The organism is Halogranum roseipondis, from assembly GCF_059695585.1.
The window spans coordinates 198524-224250 of record NZ_JBUEED010000008.1 but is presented as its reverse complement, the minus strand read 5'-3'; the positions used below and the strand labels follow the sequence as shown (position 1 = coordinate 224250).

General features: G+C 60.9%; 18 protein-coding genes. 6 read left to right on the top strand and 12 right to left on the bottom strand.

Features of this window, described 5'->3' with window-relative positions:
- Positions 1-190 precede the first annotated feature (190 nt).
- Positions 191-1429 carry an outer membrane protein assembly factor BamB family protein gene (locus EOHIBHHM_RS24915; protein ID WP_497259679.1) on the top strand — a complete coding sequence of 413 codons (1239 nt, stop codon included), beginning with the start codon at positions 191-193 and terminating at the stop codon, positions 1427-1429.
- Between the two features lie 760 nt (positions 1430-2189).
- Here EOHIBHHM_RS24915 and EOHIBHHM_RS24910 read toward each other — a convergent pair.
- Positions 2190-4196 carry a glutaminase domain-containing protein gene (locus EOHIBHHM_RS24910; RefSeq protein ID WP_497259677.1) on the bottom strand — a complete coding sequence of 669 codons (2007 nt, stop codon included), beginning with the start codon at positions 4194-4196 and terminating at the stop codon, positions 2190-2192.
- Between the two features lie 154 nt (positions 4197-4350).
- Between EOHIBHHM_RS24910 and EOHIBHHM_RS24905 the strand changes: the two genes are divergently transcribed.
- Both EOHIBHHM_RS24905 and kdgK1 read left to right on the top strand, forming a co-directional pair.
- Positions 4351-4992 carry a bifunctional 4-hydroxy-2-oxoglutarate aldolase/2-dehydro-3-deoxy-phosphogluconate aldolase gene (locus tag EOHIBHHM_RS24905; protein WP_497259675.1) on the top strand — a complete coding sequence of 214 codons (642 nt, stop codon included), beginning with the start codon at positions 4351-4353 and terminating at the stop codon, positions 4990-4992.
- Positions 4989-5945 carry a bifunctional 2-dehydro-3-deoxygluconokinase/2-dehydro-3-deoxygalactonokinase gene (kdgK1, locus tag EOHIBHHM_RS24900; protein WP_497259673.1) on the top strand — a complete coding sequence of 319 codons (957 nt, stop codon included), beginning with the start codon at positions 4989-4991 and terminating at the stop codon, positions 5943-5945. Before EOHIBHHM_RS24905 ends, kdgK1 begins: the two co-directional genes overlap by 4 nt.
- 21 nt (positions 5946-5966) lie before the next feature.
- On the opposite strand, the gene EOHIBHHM_RS24895 is transcribed toward kdgK1, so the two are convergent.
- The 8 genes from EOHIBHHM_RS24895 to EOHIBHHM_RS24860 form a co-directional block, all read right to left on the bottom strand.
- Positions 5967-6761, bottom strand: a complete 795-nt coding sequence (locus tag EOHIBHHM_RS24895) for an SDR family NAD(P)-dependent oxidoreductase (RefSeq protein WP_497259671.1) — start codon at positions 6759-6761, stop codon at positions 5967-5969.
- 1 nt (position 6762) lies between these two features.
- Positions 6763-7821: a cellulase family glycosylhydrolase gene (locus EOHIBHHM_RS24890; protein ID WP_497259669.1), complete on the bottom strand. Its 1059-nt coding sequence runs from the start codon at positions 7819-7821 to the stop codon at positions 6763-6765.
- 72 nt (positions 7822-7893) lie between these two features.
- Positions 7894-9048 carry a galactonate dehydratase gene (gene dgoD / locus EOHIBHHM_RS24885; protein ID WP_497259667.1) on the bottom strand — a complete coding sequence of 385 codons (1155 nt, stop codon included), beginning with the start codon at positions 9046-9048 and terminating at the stop codon, positions 7894-7896.
- A gap of 48 nt (positions 9049-9096) precedes the next feature.
- The gene (locus tag EOHIBHHM_RS24880) at positions 9097-11865 is read right to left on the bottom strand and encodes a glycoside hydrolase family 2 protein (RefSeq protein WP_497259665.1); all 2769 of its coding nucleotides are present in this window, start codon (positions 11863-11865) and stop codon (positions 9097-9099) included.
- A 95-nt stretch (positions 11866-11960) separates the two neighbouring features.
- Positions 11961-12614: a hypothetical protein gene (locus tag EOHIBHHM_RS24875; RefSeq protein ID WP_497259663.1), complete on the bottom strand. Its 654-nt coding sequence runs from the start codon at positions 12612-12614 to the stop codon at positions 11961-11963.
- Positions 12614-13459 (bottom strand): carbohydrate ABC transporter permease, encoded by an 846-nt coding sequence (locus tag EOHIBHHM_RS24870; RefSeq protein WP_497259661.1) that lies wholly within the window; start codon positions 13457-13459, stop codon positions 12614-12616. Before EOHIBHHM_RS24870 ends, EOHIBHHM_RS24875 begins: the two co-directional genes overlap by 1 nt.
- On the bottom strand, positions 13459-14376 hold the full coding sequence (locus EOHIBHHM_RS24865; RefSeq protein WP_497259659.1) for a carbohydrate ABC transporter permease: 918 nt from the start codon (positions 14374-14376) through the stop codon (positions 13459-13461). The genes EOHIBHHM_RS24870 and EOHIBHHM_RS24865 overlap by 1 nt, the downstream gene beginning before the upstream one ends.
- A gap of 16 nt (positions 14377-14392) precedes the next feature.
- Complete coding sequence (locus EOHIBHHM_RS24860; protein ID WP_497259657.1) at positions 14393-15661, bottom strand: ABC transporter substrate-binding protein; 1269 nt, start codon at positions 15659-15661, stop codon at positions 14393-14395.
- A gap of 232 nt (positions 15662-15893) precedes the next feature.
- Between EOHIBHHM_RS24860 and EOHIBHHM_RS24855 the strand changes: the two genes are divergently transcribed.
- On the top strand, positions 15894-17021 hold the full coding sequence (locus EOHIBHHM_RS24855) for an ABC transporter ATP-binding protein (RefSeq protein ID WP_497259655.1): 1128 nt from the start codon (positions 15894-15896) through the stop codon (positions 17019-17021).
- A 24-nt stretch (positions 17022-17045) separates the two neighbouring features.
- Here the strand turns inward: EOHIBHHM_RS24855 and EOHIBHHM_RS24850 are convergent, their stop codons facing one another.
- The 3 genes from EOHIBHHM_RS24850 to EOHIBHHM_RS24840 form a co-directional block, all read right to left on the bottom strand.
- Positions 17046-18014 (bottom strand): IclR family transcriptional regulator domain-containing protein, encoded by a 969-nt coding sequence (locus tag EOHIBHHM_RS24850; RefSeq protein ID WP_497259653.1) that lies wholly within the window; start codon positions 18012-18014, stop codon positions 17046-17048.
- Between the two features lie 190 nt (positions 18015-18204).
- A complete protein-coding gene (locus tag EOHIBHHM_RS24845; protein ID WP_497259651.1) occupies positions 18205-19287 on the bottom strand; it encodes a glycerol dehydrogenase in 1083 nt (360 codons plus the stop codon).
- A 1787-nt stretch (positions 19288-21074) separates the two neighbouring features.
- On the bottom strand, positions 21075-22178 hold the full coding sequence (locus EOHIBHHM_RS24840; RefSeq protein ID WP_497259649.1) for a hypothetical protein: 1104 nt from the start codon (positions 22176-22178) through the stop codon (positions 21075-21077).
- A gap of 666 nt (positions 22179-22844) precedes the next feature.
- Between EOHIBHHM_RS24840 and EOHIBHHM_RS24835 the strand changes: the two genes are divergently transcribed.
- Together EOHIBHHM_RS24835 and ccsA are read left to right on the top strand one after the other, a co-directional pair.
- Positions 22845-23315: a thioredoxin family protein gene (locus EOHIBHHM_RS24835; RefSeq protein WP_497259647.1), complete on the top strand. Its 471-nt coding sequence runs from the start codon at positions 22845-22847 to the stop codon at positions 23313-23315.
- Entirely contained in the window at positions 23312-25723 is a 2412-nt protein-coding gene (gene ccsA, locus EOHIBHHM_RS24830; protein WP_497259645.1) for a cytochrome c biogenesis protein CcsA, read from the top strand. The genes EOHIBHHM_RS24835 and ccsA overlap by 4 nt, the downstream gene beginning before the upstream one ends.
- The last annotated feature ends 4 nt before the right edge of the window (positions 25724-25727 follow it).

Below are 25727 nucleotides of genomic sequence, written 5' to 3'. Positions count from 1 at the left end.
AGGGTCCGTGTAAACGACAGTTCACACTTACCGAAATGCAGCCAACACCGCGAACTACGTACGGCTGAGCCGAGTCACGGCATCTTCCCTCGCGATCGTGACCAGGGCTACAATCCACACACAGAGACTGTTCGAGAGCCTACTTACTAGGTTTATAATATTACTCTAGTCTGGAGACTGTCCTCGTGGCATGGAGAATCAAAACCGTCGACAGTTCCTGGCGACGAGCGGTGTGCTCCTCGCCGGAGGTACCGCTGTCGCAAGTGGTGCGACGGAAAGCACCAAGACGACCGAAACGAACGATGAGAGTGAGACATCGGCGACTGACGAGAGCACCGAAAGAGGACCGCTCGAGGACCCCGGCTGGTCGATGTATCGCGGTGGCCCCGGTCACGCGGGCGCCGTCACTCAGACAACAGGACCCGAGAGCGAACCGACGGTGGCATGGCGGTATGTGCCCGAGTGGGGCCAAAGAGAGAGCGAAGTTGCAGAGCCAGCCGTCGTTGATGGGACCGTCTACGTCGGCGTGATACGTCGGAAGGGCGCTAGCAACGATATCGTTGGCGGTGCGGTCGTCGCGCTCGATGCAGAGTCCGGGGAAGTTCAGTGGCGTCACGAGAGCGACTGCTGGGGGTTCCGGACGCCCGCGGTGACCGATGCTGGCGTGTTCGTCGCTGACACCGACGACCACGTCACTGCACTCTCGGTTGAGACCGGCGAGGAGCGCTGGCAACAGTCGATCGGATCGGAGACGACGCCCCCCTCGGAGGTAGCCGTCACCGACCGAGTGTACGTCAGCAGCGAACAGACCTACGCACTCGACCCGGTCGACGGCTCGATCGTGTGGACGAACGACGGACTCGTCCGACCGTCGGTCGATGGCACAGAAGTGTTGGGCTACGACCGGCGCGACGGTCAGCACGTTCTCGTGGCCGTCGACGCTGTCAGCGGTGACGAACTGTGGTCGACTCCCCTCCCAGGTTCCGACGCCGGTGGCGTCCAGGATTCCCCGCCAGTGGCTGCGGACGGCGTCACCCTCGGGCTAGTCGGTGGAATCGACGGCGTCTATGCAGTCTCCTCGACTGACGGGACCGATCTGTGGGATGATGCCGGAGATGGCATGAATCGCCCGGTCCTCTCGGACGAACTCGCCGTCGGCGCAGCCATGTACGGCCCTGGCGTCCACGCCCACGAAGCTGAGACTGGCGACGACGTCTGGTCCACCGACAAGATGGAGGCAACTGGACTGACGCTCGCCGGCGAGACGCTCTATGTGACCCGCGACGCCACCAGTACTGGTGTCCTCGAAGCTCTCGATGTCGAGAGTGGACAGGTACGCTGGACGTATCCGGAAGAGGTCAGCGAGATGGCGGTCGCCGGAAGGACGATTTACGCGGCCGGACGGGGTCGGATCGCCGCACTCCGGTAACGACCCAACAGCGTCGTCCCCCTATTGAGTAGGCGTCTGTGAGGCTGCTGTGGTGGCGTTTCTATGGACTGTGCTACCTGACACACCTAGGCCCGCACGAATAGTTTGCCATCCATCACTTTGAGCTCGGTTCCGAATCGGTATCACGACTACGTGCACGACTTGTACTACTCTCGGTCGTGTACATTTGTTGTTGTACTTCAGTGGTGAAGAGGTAGTCACGAGGAACGGAGAGAAGGAATCTGACAGGTTCAGCACCAAGTCCGTCCTATCGAACAACACGATGGTTGAACAGATCAAAGAGGATAGCGACACGGTACGTCGCTCTAGTGACGAGTGCACGCATCCTCACCTGATCGCACGACAGTACGCGCTCGGGCGAGTGACCAGTTATACGACTCCGATAGTAGCTCGTGCAACTGGCTCCACACACGACTGCACGACGGTGGCCGGTCGGGTGTGTGATGACGTGCATTCGTTACTACATAACAAACTTCGTTCGAAGAGACGTATTTACGTCGCTCACGGGTTGAAGCGGCGACCGCGCCCGTAAGAACGGTCAGGCCAATCTTTGTATTATGTGCGTCGGATCTCAACGAGATAATGTAATATAGATCTTTACCTACCGACCAACGATCGATATCTAATCACTTCTATTTGTAAGTGATTTATTTGGAGGAGAATCGACAAAGAGAAAGACGTCGGACGACCTGTTCCCACGTCTCAGACCGCGCAGTAGGTGTCGAACACTTCCGTTCGGTCAGTTCGTGTCTCTCGTGACGAACGGGGGGTCTCGATCCAACAGTTTCATGAAGAGTCCCCCGACCACAGACCGATGCTGGAACCTCGTCCGTTCGGCTGTCTCGGTGTCGTACCAATCGGCAAACGGGACTCGATGAGGCGTCTCATTCAAGAATCGCCATAGAGAGCCAACCAACTGCTCGAAGTCCGAGTCGTCCTCTGCGAGCGTCGCCGCCCAGAGTATCCAGTCGGCTTTCGTATACGATTCGCGACTGTCCAGCGGGATTCCGTACCGATTCTGTTCCTCGAGATACTTTTCGACCTCTGACTCTGCCACAGTGTCGTCGAACAGATTTAGGTCGAACAAGTTGTCCCACACGAGGTTGTATTTGAGACTCCACGTCCCTGGTTTGTCGAACGCCAATCGGAAGTACGCACCATCGTCCGCATCCTGCGTCCACTCGTCGGCCATCTGCCGTGCGCGTTCCACGTATTCCTCCCGACGATCAGTCTCTCCTCGAAGCCCACACAGTAGGCCGTAGCTCGCGATGCCGAAAATTGCTTTCAACGAGAGGTTCACGTTGTGAGCGAGATGGCCAGCGAAATCGTCGGTACAGAGCTGCTCCCCCGGGTCGTATCCGTTTTCGAGGAGGTACTCAGCCCACTGCGTCAGTAGCTCCCAGTGGTCGTCTGCGAACGTCGACTCGCCATCACGGAGACAAACCGCGGCAGTCGTGATGAGCAAATTCCCACACTCTTCGATCGGCATCTGGTTTTCGAGGACCAGTTCGCCGTCGACGGTGCGGTACGTTTGCCCGTTCGCCTTCGGATACGTTCCAACGTCGTGCGGGGCGAACTCGTAGGGCCAGTCGTCACTCCGAGCGTAGCGGAAGATCGGCCGGAGCATCCCTCTCACGAGTTCGGGAGCGTAGAGCAAGAAGAGCGGAATCGAGGGGTAGGTCACGTCGACCGTCGCGATACAGCCGTTGCTGAAACACTCCTTCGAGAAGAACAACGGTCTCTCCTCGTGCTCGACGAGCGTGTGTGAGGCAACTGCCTGCCGGTACGCGAGCGCGGTGATGTCCGCGTACGACTCGCCACCCACATCGAGACTTTGCTGTCTCAATTCGTCGTCGAACGCTGTACAGCGTGCGCGGACCGTCGAATACTCCTCGACTGCCGTCGCAAGCATCTCTTCGGGTGTCGTCCCGTCACGCCGCCAGTAGGCGGCGAGGTGCTCGCCGAAGTACTCGATCGCTCGCCGTTCGTCGTAGGCTACCGTGAGGAACGTCTCGCGTTCTGACTCCGCTTCGACGTCCATCTCGAACGTGCAGGCTAACACGGACGGCTCGGCGTCGGCGTCGTTCGACGTTGTCTCAGACACCTGCTGCGGGAGTCGACCCGTCGAGACGAATTCATCGCGGACAGCGGGCCTCGCGGGCCGACGTTCCGTCGGCACGTCGGTCGGAGCGAGAAGATACAGGTGCCCCCAGTCGATGCGGACGTCGTCACCACTGTGACCGAGGACGTCCTGTGTCACCGTCCCGATTCGGAGTGCCTCACCGCAATCCCGAACGGAGACACGGTCTGCCTCGGTGGGTTGCTCCGGCGTGTCGACACACCACTCTCCCGTCACGTCGAAGTAGATAGAGATGTCGTGGCTCTCGTCGCCGACTGACCGCGTCCGGAAGGTAACGTAGGTGGCCGGGCGCGAAAGGAGGTCGAGGTCGTCGAGCAAGAGTGGAGAGGTAAACTCGACGTCGAGTTCGACACCGGCTGCCCGGAACGTGTATGCCGTCGTGGTCGGTTCTACCGTCAGGTCCGTCTGCTCCATCGTCGGAACATCACCGTGCTTGCCCGCGAACCGATAGGGTTCGCCATCGATGACTGCGAGTCCGGTCAGGCCATGTTCCGCTTCAGTCCAGTGGATCGGTGTCGAGTCGGCGAGCTGTGTGGTCGGCGACCAGACACTGAAGTAGGGATGGTGGGTGACGAGTGGCACTGCTGGCGGTCGGAGCGAACTCATACCTTCGTATCTTGGAGGATCAGTATAAGTGTACGGTCTGGGGAGTACGTCAACACGGTACGGTCTACTGACGTCTGCCCCGGTGCCGTCGGTCCAAGTGGTGCCAGCATCACCCGAAGTTATGTGCATCCACTCGGTGTAGACAGGTACAAGCATGAGCAAGAGTGACGTCCGTCAGCGAATCGTAGATTCGGGAGTGATCGCTATTCTTCGCGGCGTTTCGGAGGAAACCGTCGGTGACGTCGTCGACGCCATTGCGGCCGGGGGCGTCGAGGCCGTCGAAATCACCGTCGACACGCCGGGTGCCGTCGACATGATTCGGCAGGTCTCCCGGGAGCACGGCGACGACATCGCTATTGGGGCGGGGACCGTGCTCGACCCTGAAACGGCGCGTGCAGTCCAACTCGCCGGGGCGGAGTTCGTCGTCACGCCGACGGTCGACACCGAGGTCATCGAGACGTGTAACCGCTACGACACACCCATCGCGACGGGCGTGATGACGCCGACGGAGGCACTCACCGCGACGGAAGCAGGTGCCGACTTCTGCAAACTGTTCCCCGCATCGACGACTGGTCCCGGGCAGGTGAGCGCGATCAACGGCCCGCTCCCACAGGTTCCGCTCGTACCGACTGGCGGCGTCTCGTTAGATAACGCCGCAGCGTTCTTCGAGGCCGGCGCGGTTGCCGTTGGCGTCGGCAGCGGAATCGTCGACACCGACGCGATCGACGCTGGCGACTATCAGACGCTGACCGAGACTGCAAAGCAGTTCACTGCGCTCGCTGAGGAACACCGATGACGCCCGACCTCGTCACGTTCGGCGAGACGATGCTCCGCCTCAGCCCACCGTCGGGAGAACGACTGGAGACGGCAACCGCACTCGACTTCCGGACGGCGGGCGCAGAGAGTAACGTCGCCGTCGCAGCCTCCCGGCTCGGCAGTTCGACGACGTGGCTCTCGAAGCTTCCAGACTCCCCGCTCGGACGCCGCGTCACGAACGAACTCCAGCACCACGGTGTCGACCCACGGGTCTGCTGGGACGAGACTGCACGACAGGGCGCGTACTACATCGAGCAGGGCGCGACACCACGACCAACGACGGTCATCTACGACCGCGCGGACGCGGCGATCACCACCGCACGTCCAGACGACCTCGACCTCGACGCCGTCCAGGAGGCGTCGGTCTTCTACACGAGCGGCATCACGCCGGCGCTCTCCGAGACGCTCGCAGAGACGACGGCTGATGTCCTCGCCACTGCGATGGACGCAGGGACGACCACGGCGTTCGATTTGAACTATCGGTCGAAGCTGTGGACACCGGCGGAGGCGCGTGCGGCGTACGAGTCGCTGTTTCCGGACATCGATATCCTCGTCGCCGCCGAGCGAGACGTCCGGACGGTCCTCGGCCGAGACGGGAGCGCCGATACACTCGCGAGGGGCTTGGCGGCAGACTTCGACTTCGAGACGGTCGTCGTCACCCGTGGCGACGAGGGCGCGCTCGCGATCCACGAAGGGACGGTCTACGAGCAGCCAGCGTTCGAGACCGAGACTGTCGACGCAATCGGAACCGGGGACGCCTTCGTCGGAGCATACCTCGCCCGACACGTCGCTGGCGACAGTGTCGCCGAGGCACTCGCATACGCCGCAGCGACCGCTGCGCTCAAGCGAACGATGGCCGGCGACCTCGCCGTCGTGACGCCCGACGAGGTGAACCAAGTTCTCGAAGATAGCGGACGCGGGATCGCGCGATAGCTGCGAGCGACTTCTCCCGTTTCAGCGGCTCTCGAGGCCCTGTTTGTACTCGACGAAGCTGTGGTCCTGCATGACAGCTGTCCGCCCACCGTCGACGAGCAGGCTCGTCCCGGTGATGAACGACGCCTCGTCGCTCGTCAGGAACGCCGAGGCCGCCGCGACGTCGGCAGGGGTCCCGATCCGCCCGAGCGGGTGCATCGATTCGACGTGCTCGCGGTCGTCCGCGCTCAGTTCCTCTTTCGTCCGCTCGACCTCGACCCACCCCGGGTTGATAGTGTTCACTCGAATGCCGAGCGGCCCGAGTTCGAGTGCGAGTGCCCGCGTCATCCCGTTGATTCCCGCCTTCACCGCGTTGTAGGGGAACAGCCCGGGCATCGTCAGGAACGCGTGGTTCGACGACATGTTCAGGATGGCACTTCCCTCGGGCATGTGTTCGACGGCGTGCTTGACACACAACCAGAAGGACCGGAAGTCCGTCTCGAGGACGAACTCCCAGTCGTCCATCGTCGCCTCGGTCGCCGTCGTCTCCGTCTGCACGCCAGCGTTGTTGACGAGCACGTCGATCCGGCCGAAGCGCTCTGCCGTCTCTGCGACGAGCGCCTCGATGGCGGCGGGGTCGCGCATGTCCGCCTCGATGAACGTCGCCTCGCCGCCCTCGGAGCGGATCGACTCGACGATCTCCTCGCCGTCGGCGGCTGATCGGCCGTTGACGACGACGGTCGCCCCCTCACCAGCGAGGCGTTTTGCGATGCCGGCGCCGATCCCTTTCGTCGACCCGGTGACGATTGCGACGTGTCCCGCGTGGCGCGAACTCATCTCAGTCGCCCCCGACCCCCGGAATGTCCGACAGTTCTCCCCGGCCGGTGTACTCGCGGAGTAGTTCGACCTCTTCTCCGCGGTAGGGAGTCCCGTCTTCGTGCAGGAGGTCGTGGAACCACGTGTCGGTATCCTCGTCTTCGACTGCCTCGGCGATGGACGTCTGTGCCGTACTCCACGGAAGGTGTGTCTGGATCTTCCCGTTGACGAACCCCCACGTGTAACAGCCGACGTTCTTCTCTTTGTAGTACGGCAGATGCGTTCGGACGTGGTTGTCGCGCGTTCGTGCGAGCCACTCCGTACAGAGCAACGGCCGGTCGTACGCTTCGAGGTCTTCGAGGCGCTCTTTCGTGAACGAGAGTTCGCTGTAGTCGTGAAACGAGACGACGTCCGCGTTTTCACTGCCGATTCGGTTCTGCTCCGTCCGGTTGGGGTCCCAGTTGACGCCCGCGGTGACCGGTTGGGTCGGATTCGCCTCGCGGACCCAATCGAACGACTCCCGAAGGAGCGGGAGCGTCTTTTGGCCCATCTCGCTGTTTCCGGGCTCGTTGTACACGTCCCAGACGAGGACGCGGTCGTCGTCGCGGAACGCACCGACGATGTCACGGACGTACTCCGCGAGCTGCGGCCACGTCGAACGGTCGACCGCCCGCTCGTGGCCGGGGCTGGGCGTCCACTGGCTGTTGTGGGTGTTCGGGAGCGGGTCTTTCTGCGGACCGAGATACGGTTCGTCGCCGGAGAACCCGACGTCGTCGAAGAAGACGAACATCGTCGAGATGCCGTGGCTGTCGGCGATGTCGAGATACCGATCCATCCGGTGTTTCAGTCCGTCGGGGTCGTCCTCCCAGACGACGTACTGCAGAAACACCCGCGCGGTGTTCATGCCGACCGCGCTCGCCCAGCGGAGTTCGCGGTCGATCGTCTCGGGGTCGAACGACTCGGCGAGCCACATCTCGGTCGGGTTCACCGCCGTACTCGGGAGGTAGTTACACCCGACGAGCCAGTCTTGTTCGTCGTACCAGTTCCATGCTTTCTCGGAGCTCCAGCGTTCTACTGTCATGAGTTGTCTTTGTGTCGAATTTCGTCAAAGGCCGGTTCGCAAGCGATCCGTCAGTGGTCGGTTAGGGTGCGCTCACCATTCGGCGACGCTCCCGTCGTCGTGCCGCCAGATGGGGTTGTGCCAGTCGACGTCGAGTTCCGCACGCTCACGGACGTAGTCGACGTCGATGTCGACGCCGAGGCCCGGTCCGTCCGGGAGGTCGACGTAGCCGTCGTCGTAGTCGAAGACGGAGGGGTCTTCGAGGTAGTCCAGCACGTCGTTGCTCTCGTTGTAGTGGATGTCGAGGCTCTGCTCTTGGATGAGCGCGTTCGGCGCGACGGCGTCGACCTGGAGACAGGACGCGAGCGCGAGCGGCCCGAGCGGGCAGTGTGGCGCCATCGCCACGTCGTACGCTTCGGCCATCGCAGCAATCTTCTTCACCTCGGTGATGCCGCCGGCGTGCGAGAGGTCGGGTTGGATGAGGTCGACCGACTGGGTCTCGAAGACCTCCTTGAAGTCCCACCGCGAGTACATTCGCTCGCCCGTCGCGATCGGTGTCGACGTCTGTGCGGCAATTTCGGGCAGTGCGTCGTTGTGTTCAGGGAGGACGGGTTCTTCGATGAAGAACGGCTCGTGCGGTTCGAGCGCCTTCGCCAGTCGTTTCGCCATCGGCTTGGTGACCCGCCCGTGGAAGTCGACGCCGATGTCGACTTCGGGGCCGACGGCCTCGCGGACGGTCCGGAGGCGGTCGACGGCGTCTGCGACGGCACTCGGGTTGTCGATGCGGCGAATCTCCGGCGTCGCGTTCATCTTCAGCGCAGTGAACCCCGCGTCGACTTTCTCAGCGGCGGCCTCACCGACGTCGGCCGGGCGGTCGCCGCCGACCCACTGGTAGACGCGGACGCGGTCCCGAACCGGGCCACCCAGAAGTTCGTAGACGGGTGCGCCGAACTGCTTGCCCTTGATGTCCCACAGCGCCTGGTCGATACCGGCGATGGCCGACATGAGGATCGGTCCACCGCGGTAGAATCCGCCGCGGTACATCGACTGCCAGTGGTCTTCGATTCGTGACGGGTCCTCTCCGAGGAGAGACGTCTCGACGAGTTCTTCGACCGCCCCGCGAACGGTATGTGAGCGGCCTTCGACGATCGGCTCCCCCCAGCCGACGGTGCCGTCACTCGTTTCGAGACGGAGGAACAGCCACCGCGGCGGCACCTCGAACAGTTCGTAGTCAGTGATTCGTGTCATGGACAGATGTGTGAGGTCGTGTGTGGTGTTGTTTTCGGATGCCGCAGGTCAGTCGCGGGCGAGACGGTCGACGAGTCGGTCCAGTAGGAGCGTGGCGACGGGATGCTCGCCGTATCCCTCCCCGAGCGCGAAGGTCGACGTACTGACCTCCCCCTCACCGACAGTTCGCGTCACGAGCGGACTCCCCCAGTTGGCGATCCACCCTTCGACGTACTCGACGTGAATTTCGTCGCGGTCCGTGTCCAGTCCTGTCGCCAGCGCGTTCGGGTAGAGCCCCTCGAAGGCCCAGTCGAGTCGCTTGCTCCCGGTTGCATCCGAGATGAGCGGAGAGTCGTGTGCGAACAGCGCAGAGCACAGGTTCCAGTTCTCCCCGGGTGGGAGTTCGCGGTAGTCGAACAGGTCGTCTATCGGTGCAGGTTCGTGCGCCGGTGGCACGAGCAGAACTCTCCCCCCAGCCTCGGCGAAGCCACGAGCCGCCGCATCGAAGGTCGAGACGACTGCGAGGTCGACCTCGTCGCTCAGCTCTCGGGTGACGTCGTGACAGGAGCCGATGAGGCGGTCTGCGACGTAGTTCTCCTGGACGAAGACCGTGAGATCGCGGCTCGGAGTCCGCGCCGCGCTCACGACGGTCACCGGCTCGTCGTTCGTCGCCGTCGCCGTCTCGGTGGTGAACGCGACCTGCAGCGAACAGCGCTCGCAGACGTCGACAGTCGGTGCTGTCACTGTAACCGTTCGCGTCCGGGATTTGGCGTGCGCATCGACACCGACGTCGAGACTGCCACCGTCGACGACTTCCTCGGTCTCCTCGACGACGAGCGACCACTCGACCGTCCCAGTGTGGGCTCGCCGTCCGTCGTTGACGACCGTGATCTCGACGTCGACGTCGTCGCCACCCCAGGCGACGTGAGATGTCGGCTCTGCGGTGATCAACAGCTCGTTGTTGATGGCCGCGAACTCGTCGTGGAACGTCTTCTCGGCGCGGCGGTAGTCGAGGATCCCGTTGAACTCCCACTCGATGTCGGTGAACTCGGTGATGATGTACCCCGAGATGCCGTCGTGGATCCGCATCTGTTCGATGAGGTCCTTCACGGAGAGATACTCCCGCCACTGCCACGCTTCTGCGAGGTCAGTGACGTCCTCGAAGGTATCGAGTAGCGTCGTCTCTTCGAGACGCTTCTTGAAACCGGCGGGTGAACGGAGGTTCGATTCGAGGTGGACCTGCCGTTCGTTCACCTCCTCGTCCGATGCAGTCAAGAACGGGTGGGTGTACCAGTCCGGTTCGCCGCCGTAGAACTCCTCGAGCGCCTCGGTATCGGAGAGCCCCCACGTCCCGAACTCCGAGACGACGATGGGTGACGACTCGGGGTCGGTGTACTCCGCGGCGTAGTTCCCCGCAGGGTCGGCGGTCATGCCGTCGAGGTCGTCTCCCCAGGCGGCAGCGCGGTCGGGGCTGGCGAAGTAGCGGTGGTAGTCGTTGATGTCCGTCGCGACGTGGGCCCATCCCGAGTTGTCGCAGACGAGTCGGGTCGGGTCCCAGCGTTTCGCGGTCTCGTACAGTTCGCCGAGATATGCCTGTTTCTCCTCGTCCTCCCAGATGAACTGCTCGTCTTCTTGATGGCCGATCCCCCACTCTTCGTTGTAGAGACTCCAGATGACGACGCTCGGTCGGTTGAAGTCACGCTCGATGAGCGCCTGCAACTGCTCGCGAACCTCGCGCTTAGAGCGCTCGGTGTAGCGGGCGGGGTTCGCAGGCTCCTCCCAGACGAGCATCCCCAGGCGGTCTGCGAGTTCGAGGAAGTCGGGGTGGGCAGGCTTGATGTGTTTCCGGAGGAGGTTGAACCCGAGTTCCTTCGCAGTGCGGATCTCGCGCTCGAACAACCCTTCTTCGAACGGTCGGTACAGCGTCTTGGGGTAGTACCCCTGATCGAGCGCTCCACGGATGTAGAGCGGCTCACCGTTCAGTTTGAACGTGCCATCCTCGACTCCGACGGTCCGCATGCCGAAGTAGTCCTCGTACACGTCGACGGCACCAGTCCCGTCTTCGAGTTGAATCTCGAAGTCGTAGACGACGGGGCTCTCGGGAGTCCAGTACTCGGCGTCCGGAATGGGCACGGACACCGCGGTCGTGTCGTCGGGAGAGACGTCGGTTTCGACGCTGGTGACGACGGAGCCGTCCCGTTCGACACTGATGGTCGCCGTGAGCGAAGGTGAATCGGTCGACGAGTCGCCGACGGTCGTGATGTCGACCGTTGCGGTGTCCGTGTCGAGGTTTGGTGTCACTGCGGCGTTCTCGACGTACGTTGCCGGGCGCGTTTCGAGCGTGACGTCCTGCCAGATCCCACTCACCCGCTTGTACCACGGATCGCCCTGCTTGCCGTGCGGAATCTCACTGATGTCCTCGGGGTCTTCCACCCTCACGGTGACGACGTTCTCACCCGCTTCGAGCGCGTCCGTGACGTCGACCTCGAAGGGGAGGTAGCCACCACGGTGGTCGCCACATTCGGTCCCGTTCACGTAGACGGTCGCGTGATAGTCCACGGCACCGAACCGGAGAATCGCTCGCTGGCCCTCGGGGAGCGAGTCGATCGAAACGGTGCGTCGGTACCAGACGACGCCAGTGTAGTCTGCGAGTTCGTCGTGTTCCTGCCACGCGTGGGGGACCGAGACCGTCAGGAGATCGTCGGTCGCCCACGGGGCGGTACGGTGCCACTCTTCGGTCGTGCCGACGCCGCCGTCGTCGAGACGGAGAGACCACTCCCCGTTCAGTGAGCGAGACGTGCGACCTACTGTTGTGTTCTGCGCGTTGTTGAGCTTCATTCGTTGTGTTGTGTACTCTCGTGCCGCGATGTACTCTCAGTTTCTGCCAAGTCGGTATGAGTCTTCGTATCGATACAGGTACGAGGCGAGGGGGTTCAGGCGAGCGCTTCCGGTCTTCCCGTCGGTGTGTCGGCTCCCTGACCTCTGGCTGGCTCGTCCGCCAGCACCTCGACGTGGTAGGAGATCGTCAGTGCTGGGAACAGCAGGACGAATCCGACCGTCATCAGTGCCGTCACGACGAACAGCGTCCCGGTGACGAGTGCCAGCGTGACCGTCGATGCGGGCTTCGTGGCGACCCACACGTACCCCTGTTTGAGCGACGCGAGCGGTGTTTCTCCGTCGGCCATGGCGTAGAACGTCGGGATCAGCGCCACGCCGAGGTAGCCGCCGACGTAGATGCCGACGACCGCTGCAACGTTCTCGAAGCCGCCGAGTCCGCCACCGCTGCCGAGATAGAGCGTCGCCGACACGACGAACGCGAGCGGGAGGAAGCTCAGCAGGGCTGCGTGGATACCGTTCGTGCGGAGTGCCCGCGCGACGTACGTGCGATCGACGTGGCCCGTCTGTCGAAGCGACCGGACTGCGGCGTACGCACCGAGCGTTGCCGGTCCGAGTGTCACTACCGGAAGCGAGGCGACGAACCACACGACGCTGACAGCCACGAGTTCCAGACTGTGGCGGTAGACGAAGCGGAAGGTCCGCTTGTGAGCCGACTGGGCTGTCTCGGTAGGAGACTGTTCGTTCGTCATTATCCTGTGGTCCCCTGCATCTGGACGGCGTTCACGAGGTGCTCCTGCAGGATGAGGAACACGATGAACAGCGGCGCAGCCGCCAAGAGCGTTCCTGCCATCTCTGCGCCGGGCTGGAAGACCTGCGTCGGTTGCATCGTCACGATCCCCACGGGGAGGGTGAACGACGACTCACCCTGCAAGACGATGAGCGGCCAGAGGAACTGGTTCCACGTGTAGACGAAGGTGTACAGCGAGAGCGCAGCGATGGCTGGCTTCATCAACGGGAGGACGATGCGAGCGTAGATCTGGAACGTGTTGAACCCGTCGAGCTTCGCCGCTTCGATCACGGAGTCCGGCAGGTCGCGGAAGAACTGCGTGAACAGGAACACCCCGATAGGGATGGCACTGAACGGCAGGATGACTGCGAGTGGGCTGTTGACGAGCCCGAACTCCGAGATGATGGTGTAGAGCGGTACCATGTTCGCGTAGATCGGCACCATGAAGCTCGCAATAATGACGCTGAAGACGATGCGCTTGCCGGGCCAGTCGAGCTTGGTCAACGAGAACGCGATCATCGAGTCGAGGACGACGACGAGGATCGTCGTCGACGCGGCGATGACGAGCGTGTTGAGGAACCACTGAACCATCGGCGCTCCTTCCATCACAACCTGGTACCACTCGAAGGAGACTTCCGGAGGTATCCAGTACGGTTGCTGGGAGAACGCGAACTGTGCGGGTTTCAGCGACGTCGACAGCATGTACAGATACGGAACGATGAACAAGGCTGCCGCTCCGTACAGCGACACGTACAGGCCGACTGTCTTGAGACGTGGCGTCAGTCGTGAGGGAGTTGTCGTACTCATCAGTCGTCACCTCCGATGAACTTGTAGTTGATCAGTGACACAGCAACCAGTACGAAGAACAGGAAGTACCCAATCGCGGCCGCATAGCCGAACTCCTGTTCACGGAACGCCATCCGGAACAAGTACATCACGAGGGTCTGTGTGGAGTTGCCCGGTCCACCGTCGGTCATGATGTAGACCTGTCCGAAGATCTGGAACGAAGCGATGAACTGAACAGTCGTCACGAACATGATCGCAGACCGCATCTGCGGGAGCGTGATGTCCTTGAACGCTCGCCAGGTGCTCGCGCCGTCGATCCGTGCGGCTTCGTACAGTCGCTCTGGAACCCCCTGACGAGCGGCCAGCAGGATAACGAAATTGAATCCAACAGTCCACCAGATGGTCGCGAGCGCGACGGCCGGCATAGCCAAACTGAAACTGTTCAGCCACGACGGTGGGTTGCTCATGATAAACTCTAGGTAGTAGTTTATCGGACCGTAGTCGGGAGCGTACAGCTCGGCCCAGACGAGCGAAACCACCGACACAGTCAGGACGTACGGGCTGAAGAACACGGTTCGAAGGAACCGTTTCCCCTTGACGTCTTGGTTGACTCCAAGGGCGATAGCGAGTCCGAGCACGACCAACGTCGGAACCGTGAGTACCACGAAGAACACCGTCGCACGGACGGCCTTCCAGAACGTCGGGTCTTGGAGCATCCTGACGTAGTTCTCGAACAGGATGAACTCCGACTGCGAAGGTGCGAAGGCGTTCCAGTCGTAGAGGCTCATGTAGAACCCCTTCAACAACGGGTACAGCAGGAACACCGAGAACACCAGGAGGTACGGGAGGGCGAACAACACACCGTCACGCGTCTCCTTGTCGGCGAGATCGACTCCTCGGAGTCGACTCGACACGCTTTGTGTATCTTTCGTTGCCATAGTTAGCTCCGTCCCGTCACCCCTGCAGGTTCTTCGTCACTTCGTCGGCCGCTCGTTTCATCGCTTTCGCCGGATCGAGCTGTCCGGAGTAGACCTGCGATATCGCCTGATTCACGGGCCGTTTGTAGTTCTCGTTGTTCTTCGTGCTCGGCATGTACGAGAGCTGGCTGTCCTGCGCCATCTCCGAGAACGTCGAGAGCGTCTTGTTCCAGACAGTCGCACTCTGTAGTTCGTCGGAGTTGAGCGTCTGCTTCGCAGCGGGGAGGTGACCGGCGTCCGTCCCCCAGGTGAGACTGTTCTGCGTCAGCCACTCGGCTGCTTTCACGGCGGCTTCCGTGTTCTTCCCACTGTTCGGAACGCCGAGCGTGTGACTGTTCGCCCACGTCCGCTTCTGGGTCTGTTCGGGTGCGACGAACGGTTTCGTCATGCCCCAGTCGTAATCTTGCTGCTGGAGCACACCGAAGTACCACGTCCCGTTGATGGTCATCGCCATGTCACCGGCTCGGAACGCTTTGGTCCCCCGGTCCATCGTCGCGTCGGCCTTGTCCCAGTTCCACTCGTTGGTGATGTCGGAGTAGAACTGCGCCAACGCGGTTCCGTCCTCGCCGCCGAACATCGCTTCCGTCTTGTCTTCGTTGAGGAACTGGCCACCACGTCCCTGTTGCCACGCGATGAACTGCCGGACGTAGTACGCATTGTACGGGTCGGGGCTGAACGCCAGTTTGTCCGTCTCCGACTCGATCGTACTCGCGACTTCTTTGAGCTCTTCGAAGGTGGTCGGGGGACTCTCCGGGTCCAAGCCGGCTTCCCTGAAGATGTCCTTGTTGTAGTAGAGGCCGTTCGGATGCGTGTCCAGCGGGAGTGCGAGTCGGTCGCCGTCGAACTCCGTCTCCTTCCAGATTGACTCGACGTACGCGCTGGCCGTGCCGTCGCTGACGAGGTCGCCGAGCGGTTGCAGCGCGTCGACGAACCGTTGAATCTCGGTCGTGTGGAACACCGCGAGGTCCGGCGCGTTCCCTCCGGTCATCGAGGTGAACAGCTTGTCGTAGTACTCCTCGAACGGTTGCCGCTGGCGCTTGATCTGGATGCTGTCGTGTTCCTCGTTGAACTGGTCGACGAGGCTTTTCATCGCTTCACCGTCGCCCCCCGAGAAGAGCGTCCAGTACTGAAGCGTGGTCGTGCCGCCAGACCCACCACCTGCACTCGCGCCGTTACTGGAGCCGCCGTCGCCGCCACCAGTACAGCCTGCGAGTCCAGCAATCCCTGCCGCGCCAGCTAGTTTCATAAAACTACGTCTACTCGACGGAGTCGCTGCTTGCTGCTTGCGAGCCATCAACAGATACCACTGTGAACCATGTTCTTAATAGTTTTTGTCACCGTTTGTCATGTCCCCGTTCTCGATTGTGGTAGCCGTGTGAACGCCGACTCCGCCGCCGCAACCGACACCGCGCCGCAAATATCACAATTATTAGGGAAAAGCATATATGGGATATGACGAAAACATGACTCGGTAGCACATGAGCAGAGTGACCTTTAGCGACGTGAAGAAGATGTATGGGGACGTCCTCGCCGTCGAAGACGTCGACTTAGAGATCGACGACGGTGAGTTCGTCTCACTTCTCGGGCCGTCGGGGTCGGGGAAGTCGACGGTCCTACGGATGATTGCCGGACTCGAGAGCATCTCCAGCGGTGAGATCAGTATCGGTGACCGCGTCATCAACGACGTACAGCCACAGAATCGGGGGATCGCCATGGTGTTCCAGAACTACGCGCTCTACCCCCACATGACCGTCCGCGACAACATGGCGTACGGACTGCGGCTGACGACGGACCTCTCGAAGGAGGCCATCAAGCAACGTGTCGAGGAAGCAGCGACCATGCTCGGCATCGAAGACCACCTAGACAAGAAGCCGGCGAACCTCTCTGGTGGTCAACAGCAGCGTGTCGCCACCGGTCGTGCCATCGTTCGCGAACCCGAGGTCTTCCTGATGGACGAGCCGCTGTCGAACCTCGATGCGAAGCTCAAGATGCACATGCGGACCGAACTCCAGCGGATTCACGACGACCTCGGGACGACCACGATCTACGTCACGCACGACCAAGAGGAGGCGATGACGATGTCCGACCGGATCGTCATCCTCGCCGAGGGGCACATCCAGCAGGTGGGTGCCCCCGAAGAGATCTACAACCGACCGGCGAACCTGTTCGTCGCAGAGTTCATCGGAAGTCCGGCGATGAACCTCTTCGACGTCGTCTTGGAGGGGTCGTCACTCAGTGGAGACGGGTTCGAGTACGTCATCTCGAAGAAACTGGGCGACGAGGTACGCCAATCGACGACCTCGTCGAATCTCGTTCTCGGTGTTCGTCCCGAAGACATCGCCATCACAGACACTCGAAGCGACGATTCGATCGAAGCGACGGTCGACGTCGTCGAACCGGTCGGGAGCGACAACTACATCTACGCCACCGTGCAGGGGCAAGAGGTCACGGTTCGCGTCCCTGCGAGCGTGAAACCGACCGTCGGGGAGACGGTGTACATCACCTTCGACGAGGCCGATATGCACCTGTTCGACGCGGAGTCGAAGCGAAACGTGTTCGGTCGCTTAGCGCAGACCGACAGGCGTACAGTCGAATCGACGTCGTAGTTCCACGAGAATACCGTCGTTCTTCTATTCGACGTATATCGAGTTGAGTTCGATGACGTTTGCCGTCCCTTTGACGAGCTCTGGAATCTCGTGTTCGAACCGCTCGCCGTGCATCCGACTCTTCGGGGCCGCCACGCTGACCGAACCGTAGAGTGGGCTGTTCTCGCTGGTGACCGATGCAGCGATACACCGCATTCCTGGTTTGGCCTCCTCCAAGTCGACAGCGTAGCCACGTTCTCGGGTTTCGTCGAGTTCGGCGAGGAGTTCGTCTAGGTCGGTGATCGTGTGCTCTGTGTACTGTTCGAGTCCGTGTCGCTCTACGATCTCTCGGACACGCTCGTCCGGAAGCTCGGCGAGGATCGACTTCCCGAGGCCGCTGCAGTGCATCGGTTCACGCAAGCCCGTCTCGTGGGACGTTCGAATGGCTTCGTCCCCGTGCGCCTTGTAGAGAAGCACGTTCTGCCCGTGCTCCATCACGCTGAAAAGGGCGAGTTCACCGCTTTCCTCAGCCAGCTTGTCCAGTTCCTCTGCGACGATGTCGAAGATCCCCGTGTTGTACTTCACTCGCTCTCCGATGTCGAGGAACTTCAGGCCGTTCTGGTACTGATCGTCTTGTTTGACGACGAACTCGGCCTGTTCCAGCTTGTCGAGGTAGGCGACGATCGTCGCTCTCGAGCGACCTGTTTCCGCTGCGATTTCGTCGGCCGTCGCGGTCTTCTTCTCGTTCAGCACTTCGATTACCTCCACTGTCGGTTCGATCCCGTGAACGCCCTGTGAAACCGAACGATAGTACCCGTCGACGTTCACGACGCGACCTCGGTTGACCAACGTCGTGAGATGCCGGTGAACGGCGCTCTTCGATATCTCTACCATCTCTGCCAGTTCAGTGACACCGACTTGCTCGTGCTCTTCTAGCTGCTCGAGGATCTCGAACGACGTTTCGACTGTTTTCACTGTCCGAGGTGCGTTCCCATCGTCGGGGTCGGTTGTCATAGGTTCTCAATGCGGGTTATCTTACTAATATCTTCTGCTACTGAGAACGGTCAGCGTGTCTGTTCACACAAAGAGAACAAATCGTCGCCATCTCTCAGATAGGAGAACAGGAGTCTGCCGCTAGTTAGCACGAGTGACCCGCGACGGCTGGTTGACGGTTTTAGCCATGTAATGCTCCCGTGAGAACCAGCTATTCGACGACCGAGTCGACGGCGAGGAGGGCGTCAGCGACGCGCTCTGGTGAGATGTCGATGGGTTCGTTTCCCATCGGTCCGTCAGCACTACACGCGACGCGACCGACCTGAAGTAACTCCTCACGAGAGGCGGACGTGACACCGATCTCTGCGAGCGAGGTTGGAAGGCCGACCGAGCGTCCAAAGGAGACGAGGTCACGAACGGTGTCGTCAGTCTCCCCTTCGAGCAGCAACTGCGCCAAGAGACCGATCATCACCTTCTCACCGTGTGTCGCCCCGGATGCCGCCGGCAATCGGGTCAACCCATCGTGAATTGCGTGAGCCGCCGCTAACCCCCCGTTTTCGAAGCCGAGACCACTCAACAGGACGATCGCCTCGGTGACTGCTTCGACACTTTCGGTGACGGTGTCGGCATCGACGGCGCGAACGGCCCCTTCGGCGTGGGCTCGGAGCAGTCTGTGACAGGTCTCTGCGAGTGCCTTCCCGGTGTACGTGGGGTGGTCACCGAAGACAGTCGTTCCTCCGCTCTCCCACGTCGTCTTGGCTTCGTACCACGTTGCGAGGGCATCACCGACCCCCGAGACGAACCATCGGGTCGGTGCTTGGGCGACGACTCGAGTGTCGACCAGGACGAAATCCGGATGGAACTCGTGCTGTTCTGCCGCTTCCCAGACACCGTCGTCCCCGTACACGATAGAGAGACTGCTCGTGGGTGAATCCGTCGACGCAACCGTCGGTACCGAACCGAACGAGACACCACGACGGGCACAGACCGACTTCGCGGTGTCGATCGTTTTCCCACCCCCGACCCCGACGACGGTTTCGACGCCCGATTCCGCTGCGAGTTCGGTGAGTCGGTCGATCTCTTCGGTCGTACACTCGCCACCGAAGAGCGCATGTTCGAGCGTCCCGTCGACGTCGTCGAAACTGGACTGGACCCGTTTACCCACGATCTCCCACACGTCACTATCAGCGACGACGAGCGTCGAGTCGCCGTGCTGTCTCGACAACCGGCCGAGATCGCCGAGGGCATCTGCCGCCTGGACGTACCGGGCGGGCGAGGCAAACGTTCGAGGCATACGGATTGATACCGACGCTAACCTGAATAATCTTTCCAAGTAATTACTGCGCTACGGTCAACTGACGCTGCGTCGAACTGCCGCCCGCAACGTGAAGCGCTGACTCGGATCACCGTAAGGAAGGCAGAAGAGCCATCGTCGACTGTGTACCGTTCATCACGGTCACGTGGTCTCGTCGCTGGCGTCTGTGGTGCTTTCACGTCCGTTCGGTTCAGTTCGAACTCGGTGCTTTGCCAGAAGTGGAGATCGACTCTATTGAATGACGACAGTCGATCGAAACGGACACGAGAATGTGCACGGACGAGCAAGAACGAGAAGCATGTGAGCGCACAGATGGGTGAACGGCCGCGATCGAGGTGTCACTCTCACGGTTCGTGCCGGTGGACGTTCCAACTCTCTCGTTGTAGTGAGCTGTGGGTCGCACTCGATGGTCATTACAGACATATTGTTGTAATGAGGGGGTCAGTCTACGAGGGGTGGTGAGTCTGCCTCGTCTCACGAACAGGGTGACTTGCGCTAACAGCAGTCCGGCCTCTCACGACGGTGGCTCCTTCTGCGACGTGTAAAAGGCCGACGCCGGGCGACCAGGTCTCGTGTGAAGTCGGGGTGACGAAATTCCCCTCCGTCGAAGGCTGTCGACTTTGGTTTGGTGAGTACTCTCAGGTCGTCTCGGGTCTGCGCTTCGTCGACTACGACAGTAGCGGCGTAGCGTCAGTCTATAGTCGCTCGTGCACCTGTTTACACACCCGATCGCACGACAGCGGCCGCTCGGGTGTATGACGACGTGCACTCGTTACCGTAGTTACACGGTGTCCGTCACCCGTAGTGCGTGAGCGTCAGTCGATCCAACGACTCCAAGCGTCGAAAGCGGTAACCGGTCCAGCACAATCGGACTCGACAACGGGAGGGCGTCGCACACCCCCGAATCGTACTTCTCGTGCGAAAGAAATGGGCTCGGGTCGTGGGAGATTATCTCCGAATGCCGATACAATAAATTAGACGATATCGTGCAAGGTAAATCGACGTGCACGTCGTAGACTACAGACACGAACCCACCGAGAGATCGACATTAGATCAATCCAACTATCGAACGGTGAACTCCTTTGTTTGAGAAAATTAAGCCCAAAACGACAAAGAGATGGTATTCTACGAACTGCTGTGATTCGCACATGTCGTCCGTGGGTAGAATCTATTTGATTAGCAAGCCTGTCTCTAAGAAGGCGCTCTACCCAGTAATCGAGTCGAGTACCTCATCGAAGAATCATCGGGGTAGTTACAGCCGTAGTACGTCGAGTAAGACGGTAGAAGTCTAAGAAAATATGTGACATTCGAACCACATCGGAGAGTGCTAGCCAGTCGTCGGTCAGCTGTGCGGCAGGCGCCTCGCCGAAGTCGTAGATGAGCCGGCACTCGTCGACGGCACGGTCGGGCCCGTTCGTTGGAAGCAGTCTCGCTGCGGCGGTTCCGTTCGCGACCGGGACGTAGTACGCCGACGACTCGACGAATAGCCAACGGCGTGAAGGAACGATACCTCGGTGTCCGAGTGTCACTGCTCGTCCGACGATCAAGGTGGTGCCTGAGGCAGACCCGGCACTTTGGCTGGCCGGGCGGAACCGATCTCCCACAGGGAACGCACGCTGTGTCGCGCTGTTGTGCTCCGGTCGGATAGCCTGCAATGGAACGCCCATCGTCCTGCGCGTCGAATCGAGCGTCTGATTCGCGTCCGAGAGTCGATAAGAAGATGGTGGGAGTCGATATCCAGAGAGGAGAGCTCGGAACTGCTGTGATTAGCGTTCCTGACGCTGTTCCACCGTGGTGTTGGAGTCACCGTCGTCGCTGCTGACGCTGACCTCCTGCTCCATCTCGCTGGAGCCCGATCCGGAGTTGGTCTCGGAGTTGGACTCGGCGGTCTTGTCGCTGCTCGACCCGGACATCGAGGCCTCGCTGTCGGAGCACTTCGTGTCCGTGCACATCGCCGATGCGGCGGTGTGGGCAGTGTCCGAAGAGGAGCCGTCTGTCGATTCGTGGTTCACGGAGACGCCTTGCATCCCCATGCCACCGATGCCGGCGAAGCTGACCTGCACCTGCGTCGCGGATGCGTCCTGTGACTGGTGCTGGTCTTTGTTCTTCCCGTCCTGCGATTGCTCGGCGGACTGGTCGATCGTCTGGGACTGCTCCTGGTCGATGTCGTCACCGCGGGCGTGCTGTCCGGCGGTCGCCGCTGCGTTCTGCGTCTGACTCTGGTCGTTGTGCTTCCCGTCCTGCGACTGGCTGGCGTCCTGGTGGATGTCCTGCTCTTGGTCTTGAGTGATATCTTCGCCGTGGGCGGCCTGGCTGGCCTCGGCAGTCGCAGCCTGTTCCTGCGATTGGTCGTTGTGCTTGCCGTCCTGCTCCTGTGCAGCGTTCTGCGTCACACCCTGGGACTGCTCCTGGTCGATGTTGTCGCCGGAAGCGACCTGTTCGGCGGACTCGATGGAATCCTGGTCCTGCGACTGATCGTTCTTCACTCCGCTCTGGTGCTGGTCTTCGTTCTGCCTGACGCTCTGTCGCTGTTCCTGGTCGTTGTCCGTCCCGTCTTGGCTCTGGCCGACGGCCTGACTGCTGGACTGAGTCTGGCTAGCGGAACCTCTGTAACCGCGCTGGCTCGTTTTCTGGTCCTGGTCGTTTTTCTGGCTTTGATCGGCCTCGTTGTCCCATCCGGTCTGTTTTGCCCACTCCTCTGCGTGGTTTCGCTGCTGTTGGTCAGCTTTGTTCTTCTTGTGGTTGTCGTGCTTCTTGTCATCGCTGTGCTGATAGTCGTCGTGCGCTGCGACGACCCCTGCGAGACCGCTCAGAGCGACGGTAGCGACGACGAAGACGACGAGCATCCTGTGTCCGTATTTACTGAACATTGGCACTTCCAGCCGGGAGTTCCCGACAGTCACAGACATCGACAAATGTCGTCTTAGTTAGTCGTTTCCACCCCGGCGATAAAGTGTATTTTTATATAGAATATGTGTTGGAAAGAACATTCGCTTCGAACGGTCTGTTCGGACAGGCGCTCTCAGTAACCGACTCCTCGTGACGGTCCAGCCTAGCGATTAACAGTCGGTTTAGGAGAGTGTTCGTCTAATCTGCTCGATGGTATCGTAGCCCGTCCAACTGGTCACTCGCCCGACCGGGTGCTGTCGGGCGGTCGGACGAGTGATGACGGACGCTCGTTCCGATAGTGCGTGGCGACAATCCACCACCGCGAAAACGCCGTTGACATCCTCTCCGCCCTGAAGAGTGGAGCTTTCCCCTTGATCCTCCGTAAGGAGGTCCGAGTCAGCTGAGTCCCACTGGTCGAAGCATCCCCTTATGTCCACAGTTTAAAACGTCAAATCTAATAGATAGTGAGCACCGCCGATCGGCTGGTCGGCGATAACGACCGGGCAGAGTCGTGCAAGCAGTAGTGCAAACCCCACGTGCACGACACGTGGGAGTTATCCAAAAGTAGCAATTCTGTACACGACTCTCTTGTCTCTCAAACCCTCATGGACAAGATTTATACGCCCATGGGATGGCAATATTGTTCAATGGAGTCCCGGAAAGTTCTCACGCTTGCGTTCTTTGCTCTTGTGTTGAGCGTGGGATACTATTCGATGAATGCAGCCCCAGTACAGAGTGATCAATCGTACTCCTACCATGGAGAGACCAAGTGGCAGACGAACGCGACAGCGGTACAGGAGACGGCCGCTGCAGAGGACAAGCCGATCCTGATCTACTTCTGGACGACCTGGTGTACCTACTGTGAGGATTACAACGAGAAGGTGTACTCGGATTCAACGGTACAAGACGAACTGGACGAGTTCGTCCTGCTGGCGATCAATCTCGACAGTGATCGTTCCGCTGCGACGGAACTGCGTCAGCAGTACGGCGTGAGCTATCCGCCACAGCACGTCACTGTTACGGCGGACGGTGAACAGGTCACGAGACTTCCGGGATACGCCCCGAGAGACGACTTTCTAACGTATCTCGAACGTTCCCAGCGGCAAGCAGAATCATGAACGCTGGTACAGCTCTTCTGGGTATCGCGCTGTTGAGCGGTACCGGTACGACAGTCGCGTTACTACTGGACTACCTGCGGGGAACCGACCGATACGTTCGATACGCCGAGTGGGGGATTGCGACGACGAGTCTCGCGCTCGTCGTCTCGCTCACGTATCTCACGTATCAGTTTGTCGTCACCGACTACACGAACGCGTACGTCTGGCAGAACACGGCGGACTACCTCCCGCTTCTCTACCGTGTGACTGGCGTCTATGCGGCGAACGAGGGGTCGATTCTTCTCTGGGCAGCGATTGCGAGCGTTATCTCGCTGTGGGTCGCCTCGACCCGTGGGTTCGACGACCGCTCGACCAAACTCGTTCAGGCAGTCGTCGTCGGGTTCGTAACGTATCTCGCAGGGCTACTGTTCGATCAGAGTCCGTTCGCTTCGGTGTGGTCGGCTGTCGACGAGATTCCAGCCGGTGTGACGCCGCAGACGGGCAGTGGGCTCAACGCGCTTCTCGTCGATCCGTTCATGGCGATCCATCCACCGGTCATGTTCGTGAGCTACGCGTTGCTCACGATGCCGTTCGCGATTGGGGTGACACACTTCGTGTCGACGTTACGTGGTGAAGGCGGGATCTACGACGCGTGGGAAGGGAGCGTTATTCGTTGGCTCCGCGTCTCGTGGCTCTTTCTCACGGCGGCGGTCGCACTCGGTGCGTTCTGGTCCTACACTGTCCTCGGCTGGGGTGGGCTCTGGGCGTGGGACCCAGTCGAGACAGCGATTCTCATCCCGTGGCTCTTCTTGACTGGGACGCTCCACGCAGTTACGAACTACCAGCCCGGGAGACGGTATACCGTCCTCGCACCGGCGATGACTGCGACGACCCTCGCACAGGTCGTCTACACGACGTCGGTCGTCCGTAGTAACGTCTTCCGTAGCGTCCACTCGTTTACGTCCGGCGGCATCGGCTTCTCGCTCCTCGTTCTGATGGTGCTCACGGTTGGTTTGGGGGTCGGACTCCCGTTCGTCTACTGGCTTCGCGTCCAAGACGACGCGAGCGACGACTCGAACATCCCCCCGCTCAGTCGGTCGACGCTACTCCACGCCGCGGTACTCGTGTTCGGGTTGCTCACCTTCATCTCGCTTTGGGGACTCACGTTCCCGCTTCTGCGGAACGCGACGACCGGTGTCGAAGTGGCTGTCGAATCGCGGTACTACAACCTCTGGAGTTTCCCGGTGGTGATCGCGACACTCCTTTTGCTGGGGTTGTACATGGACTTCGACGTCGAGGGAAAACGTCGGAGTCTCGTCGCGTTCGGTATCGCCGTGGTCGCGACGCTCGTGGGTGCCGCGATCGCTCCCTCGTCTGCGTGGCAGCTGGGAACGGCCCGCTCCGGTGACGCCCTCATCTACCAGCTGATGACGCAGGTGAGTGCGCTCGCGATCGTGCCTCCCGTCGCGTACGTCCTCATAACGGTGACAAAACGCGGATACGAACGGTTCACGCGAGCGACGAACAGCGACGCTCGTCGCAAAGAGATCGGCGTCACGCTCGTTCACGTCTCCGTTGCAGTGCTTCTCTTCTCGTTGCCGTTCACCTACATGCTCGCCTCACAGGCGTCGGTCATCGCGAGTGCAGCAGGAGGTACCGCCGGGTCGACGGTGGACGTTCCCGACTCCGATTACTCCCTTCGTGTCCTCGATCAGCAGCAACGGGAACTGCCTCAGAACCCGGATCCGTCGACGTACGCCCAGTCGAGTAGTGAGGTGCTCGCCCGCGGTGAGGCGGTGAACGAGACGGTTCTCACCGTCCACGGGACGGTGACGAACGTCCGAAACGGAAACCGAGCGACGGTCGTCCAACTCGACAACTCTGGTCTCTGGCTGGGCGTCACGGGAGAGAACGTGAGTTCGTTCTCTCCGCAGGAGGGACAGACGCTCGTTGCACGCGGCGTCGTCATGCAGAACTACGTCCCGCAGACCGATGCGGTCGTGCTCACCGGTCCGAACAACGTCGGTACGCCCGCGAACCCACCTGCGAGCGTCGACCCCGCCCGTGTGCGGGTGACGACGGTCGATCTCGCAGTCTATCGTGACAGTCAGCAGGTCGTCACGGGAACTGCGGGCCAGCGTGAGTACCTAAAGCAGAGTGGCATGGAAGTCCGCGACGTCATCATCGATCGGGGTCCGATCGTCGACACGTACGTCATCGCCGGTGTCAGCGACGGTCAGGCCTCCATTACGGTCAAACGGATCCCGTTCATGACGCCCATCAGAGTGAGCGTCGTGACGCTTCTCGTCGGGATGAGTCTCATCTTGGCGTACGACCCACAGTACGGAATCGCGACCACGAGTAGACGAGACGAAACGGTAGACGAAACAGCACGTCGTACAGACCCCGAACCGACCATCTCAGAGTGATACC

Excerpts from the sequence above, each read along its gene's own strand:
- EOHIBHHM_RS24835 (WP_497259647.1), top strand. The coding sequence starts at position 22,845 with ATGGAGTCCCGGAAAGTTCTCACGCTTGCGTTCTTTGCTCTTGTGTTG.
- EOHIBHHM_RS24890 (WP_497259669.1), bottom strand. The coding sequence starts at position 7,821 with ATGACAGTAGAACGCTGGAGCTCCGAGAAAGCATGGAACTGGTACGAC.
- EOHIBHHM_RS24865 (WP_497259659.1), bottom strand. The coding sequence starts at position 14,376 with ATGGCAACGAAAGATACACAAAGCGTGTCGAGTCGACTCCGAGGAGTC.
- EOHIBHHM_RS24860 (WP_497259657.1), bottom strand. The coding sequence starts at position 15,661 with ATGAAACTAGCTGGCGCGGCAGGGATTGCTGGACTCGCAGGCTGTACT.
- EOHIBHHM_RS24875 (WP_497259663.1), bottom strand. The coding sequence starts at position 12,614 with ATGACGAACGAACAGTCTCCTACCGAGACAGCCCAGTCGGCTCACAAG.
- EOHIBHHM_RS24850 (WP_497259653.1), bottom strand. The coding sequence starts at position 18,014 with ATGACAACCGACCCCGACGATGGGAACGCACCTCGGACAGTGAAAACA.
- EOHIBHHM_RS24895 (WP_497259671.1), bottom strand. The coding sequence starts at position 6,761 with ATGAGTTCGCGCCACGCGGGACACGTCGCAATCGTCACCGGGTCGACG.
- EOHIBHHM_RS24845 (WP_497259651.1), bottom strand. The coding sequence starts at position 19,287 with ATGCCTCGAACGTTTGCCTCGCCCGCCCGGTACGTCCAGGCGGCAGAT.
- EOHIBHHM_RS24870 (WP_497259661.1), bottom strand. The coding sequence starts at position 13,459 with ATGAGTACGACAACTCCCTCACGACTGACGCCACGTCTCAAGACAGTC.
- EOHIBHHM_RS24855 (WP_497259655.1), top strand. The coding sequence starts at position 15,894 with ATGAGCAGAGTGACCTTTAGCGACGTGAAGAAGATGTATGGGGACGTC.
- EOHIBHHM_RS24840 (WP_497259649.1), bottom strand. The coding sequence starts at position 22,178 with ATGTTCAGTAAATACGGACACAGGATGCTCGTCGTCTTCGTCGTCGCT.
- EOHIBHHM_RS24915 (WP_497259679.1), top strand. The coding sequence starts at position 191 with ATGGAGAATCAAAACCGTCGACAGTTCCTGGCGACGAGCGGTGTGCTC.
- dgoD (WP_497259667.1), bottom strand. The coding sequence starts at position 9,048 with ATGACACGAATCACTGACTACGAACTGTTCGAGGTGCCGCCGCGGTGG.
- EOHIBHHM_RS24880 (WP_497259665.1), bottom strand. The coding sequence starts at position 11,865 with ATGAAGCTCAACAACGCGCAGAACACAACAGTAGGTCGCACGTCTCGC.
- EOHIBHHM_RS24905 (WP_497259675.1), top strand. The coding sequence starts at position 4,351 with ATGAGCAAGAGTGACGTCCGTCAGCGAATCGTAGATTCGGGAGTGATC.
- kdgK1 (WP_497259673.1), top strand. The coding sequence starts at position 4,989 with ATGACGCCCGACCTCGTCACGTTCGGCGAGACGATGCTCCGCCTCAGC.
- EOHIBHHM_RS24910 (WP_497259677.1), bottom strand. The coding sequence starts at position 4,196 with ATGAGTTCGCTCCGACCGCCAGCAGTGCCACTCGTCACCCACCATCCC.
- ccsA (WP_497259645.1), top strand. The coding sequence starts at position 23,312 with ATGAACGCTGGTACAGCTCTTCTGGGTATCGCGCTGTTGAGCGGTACC.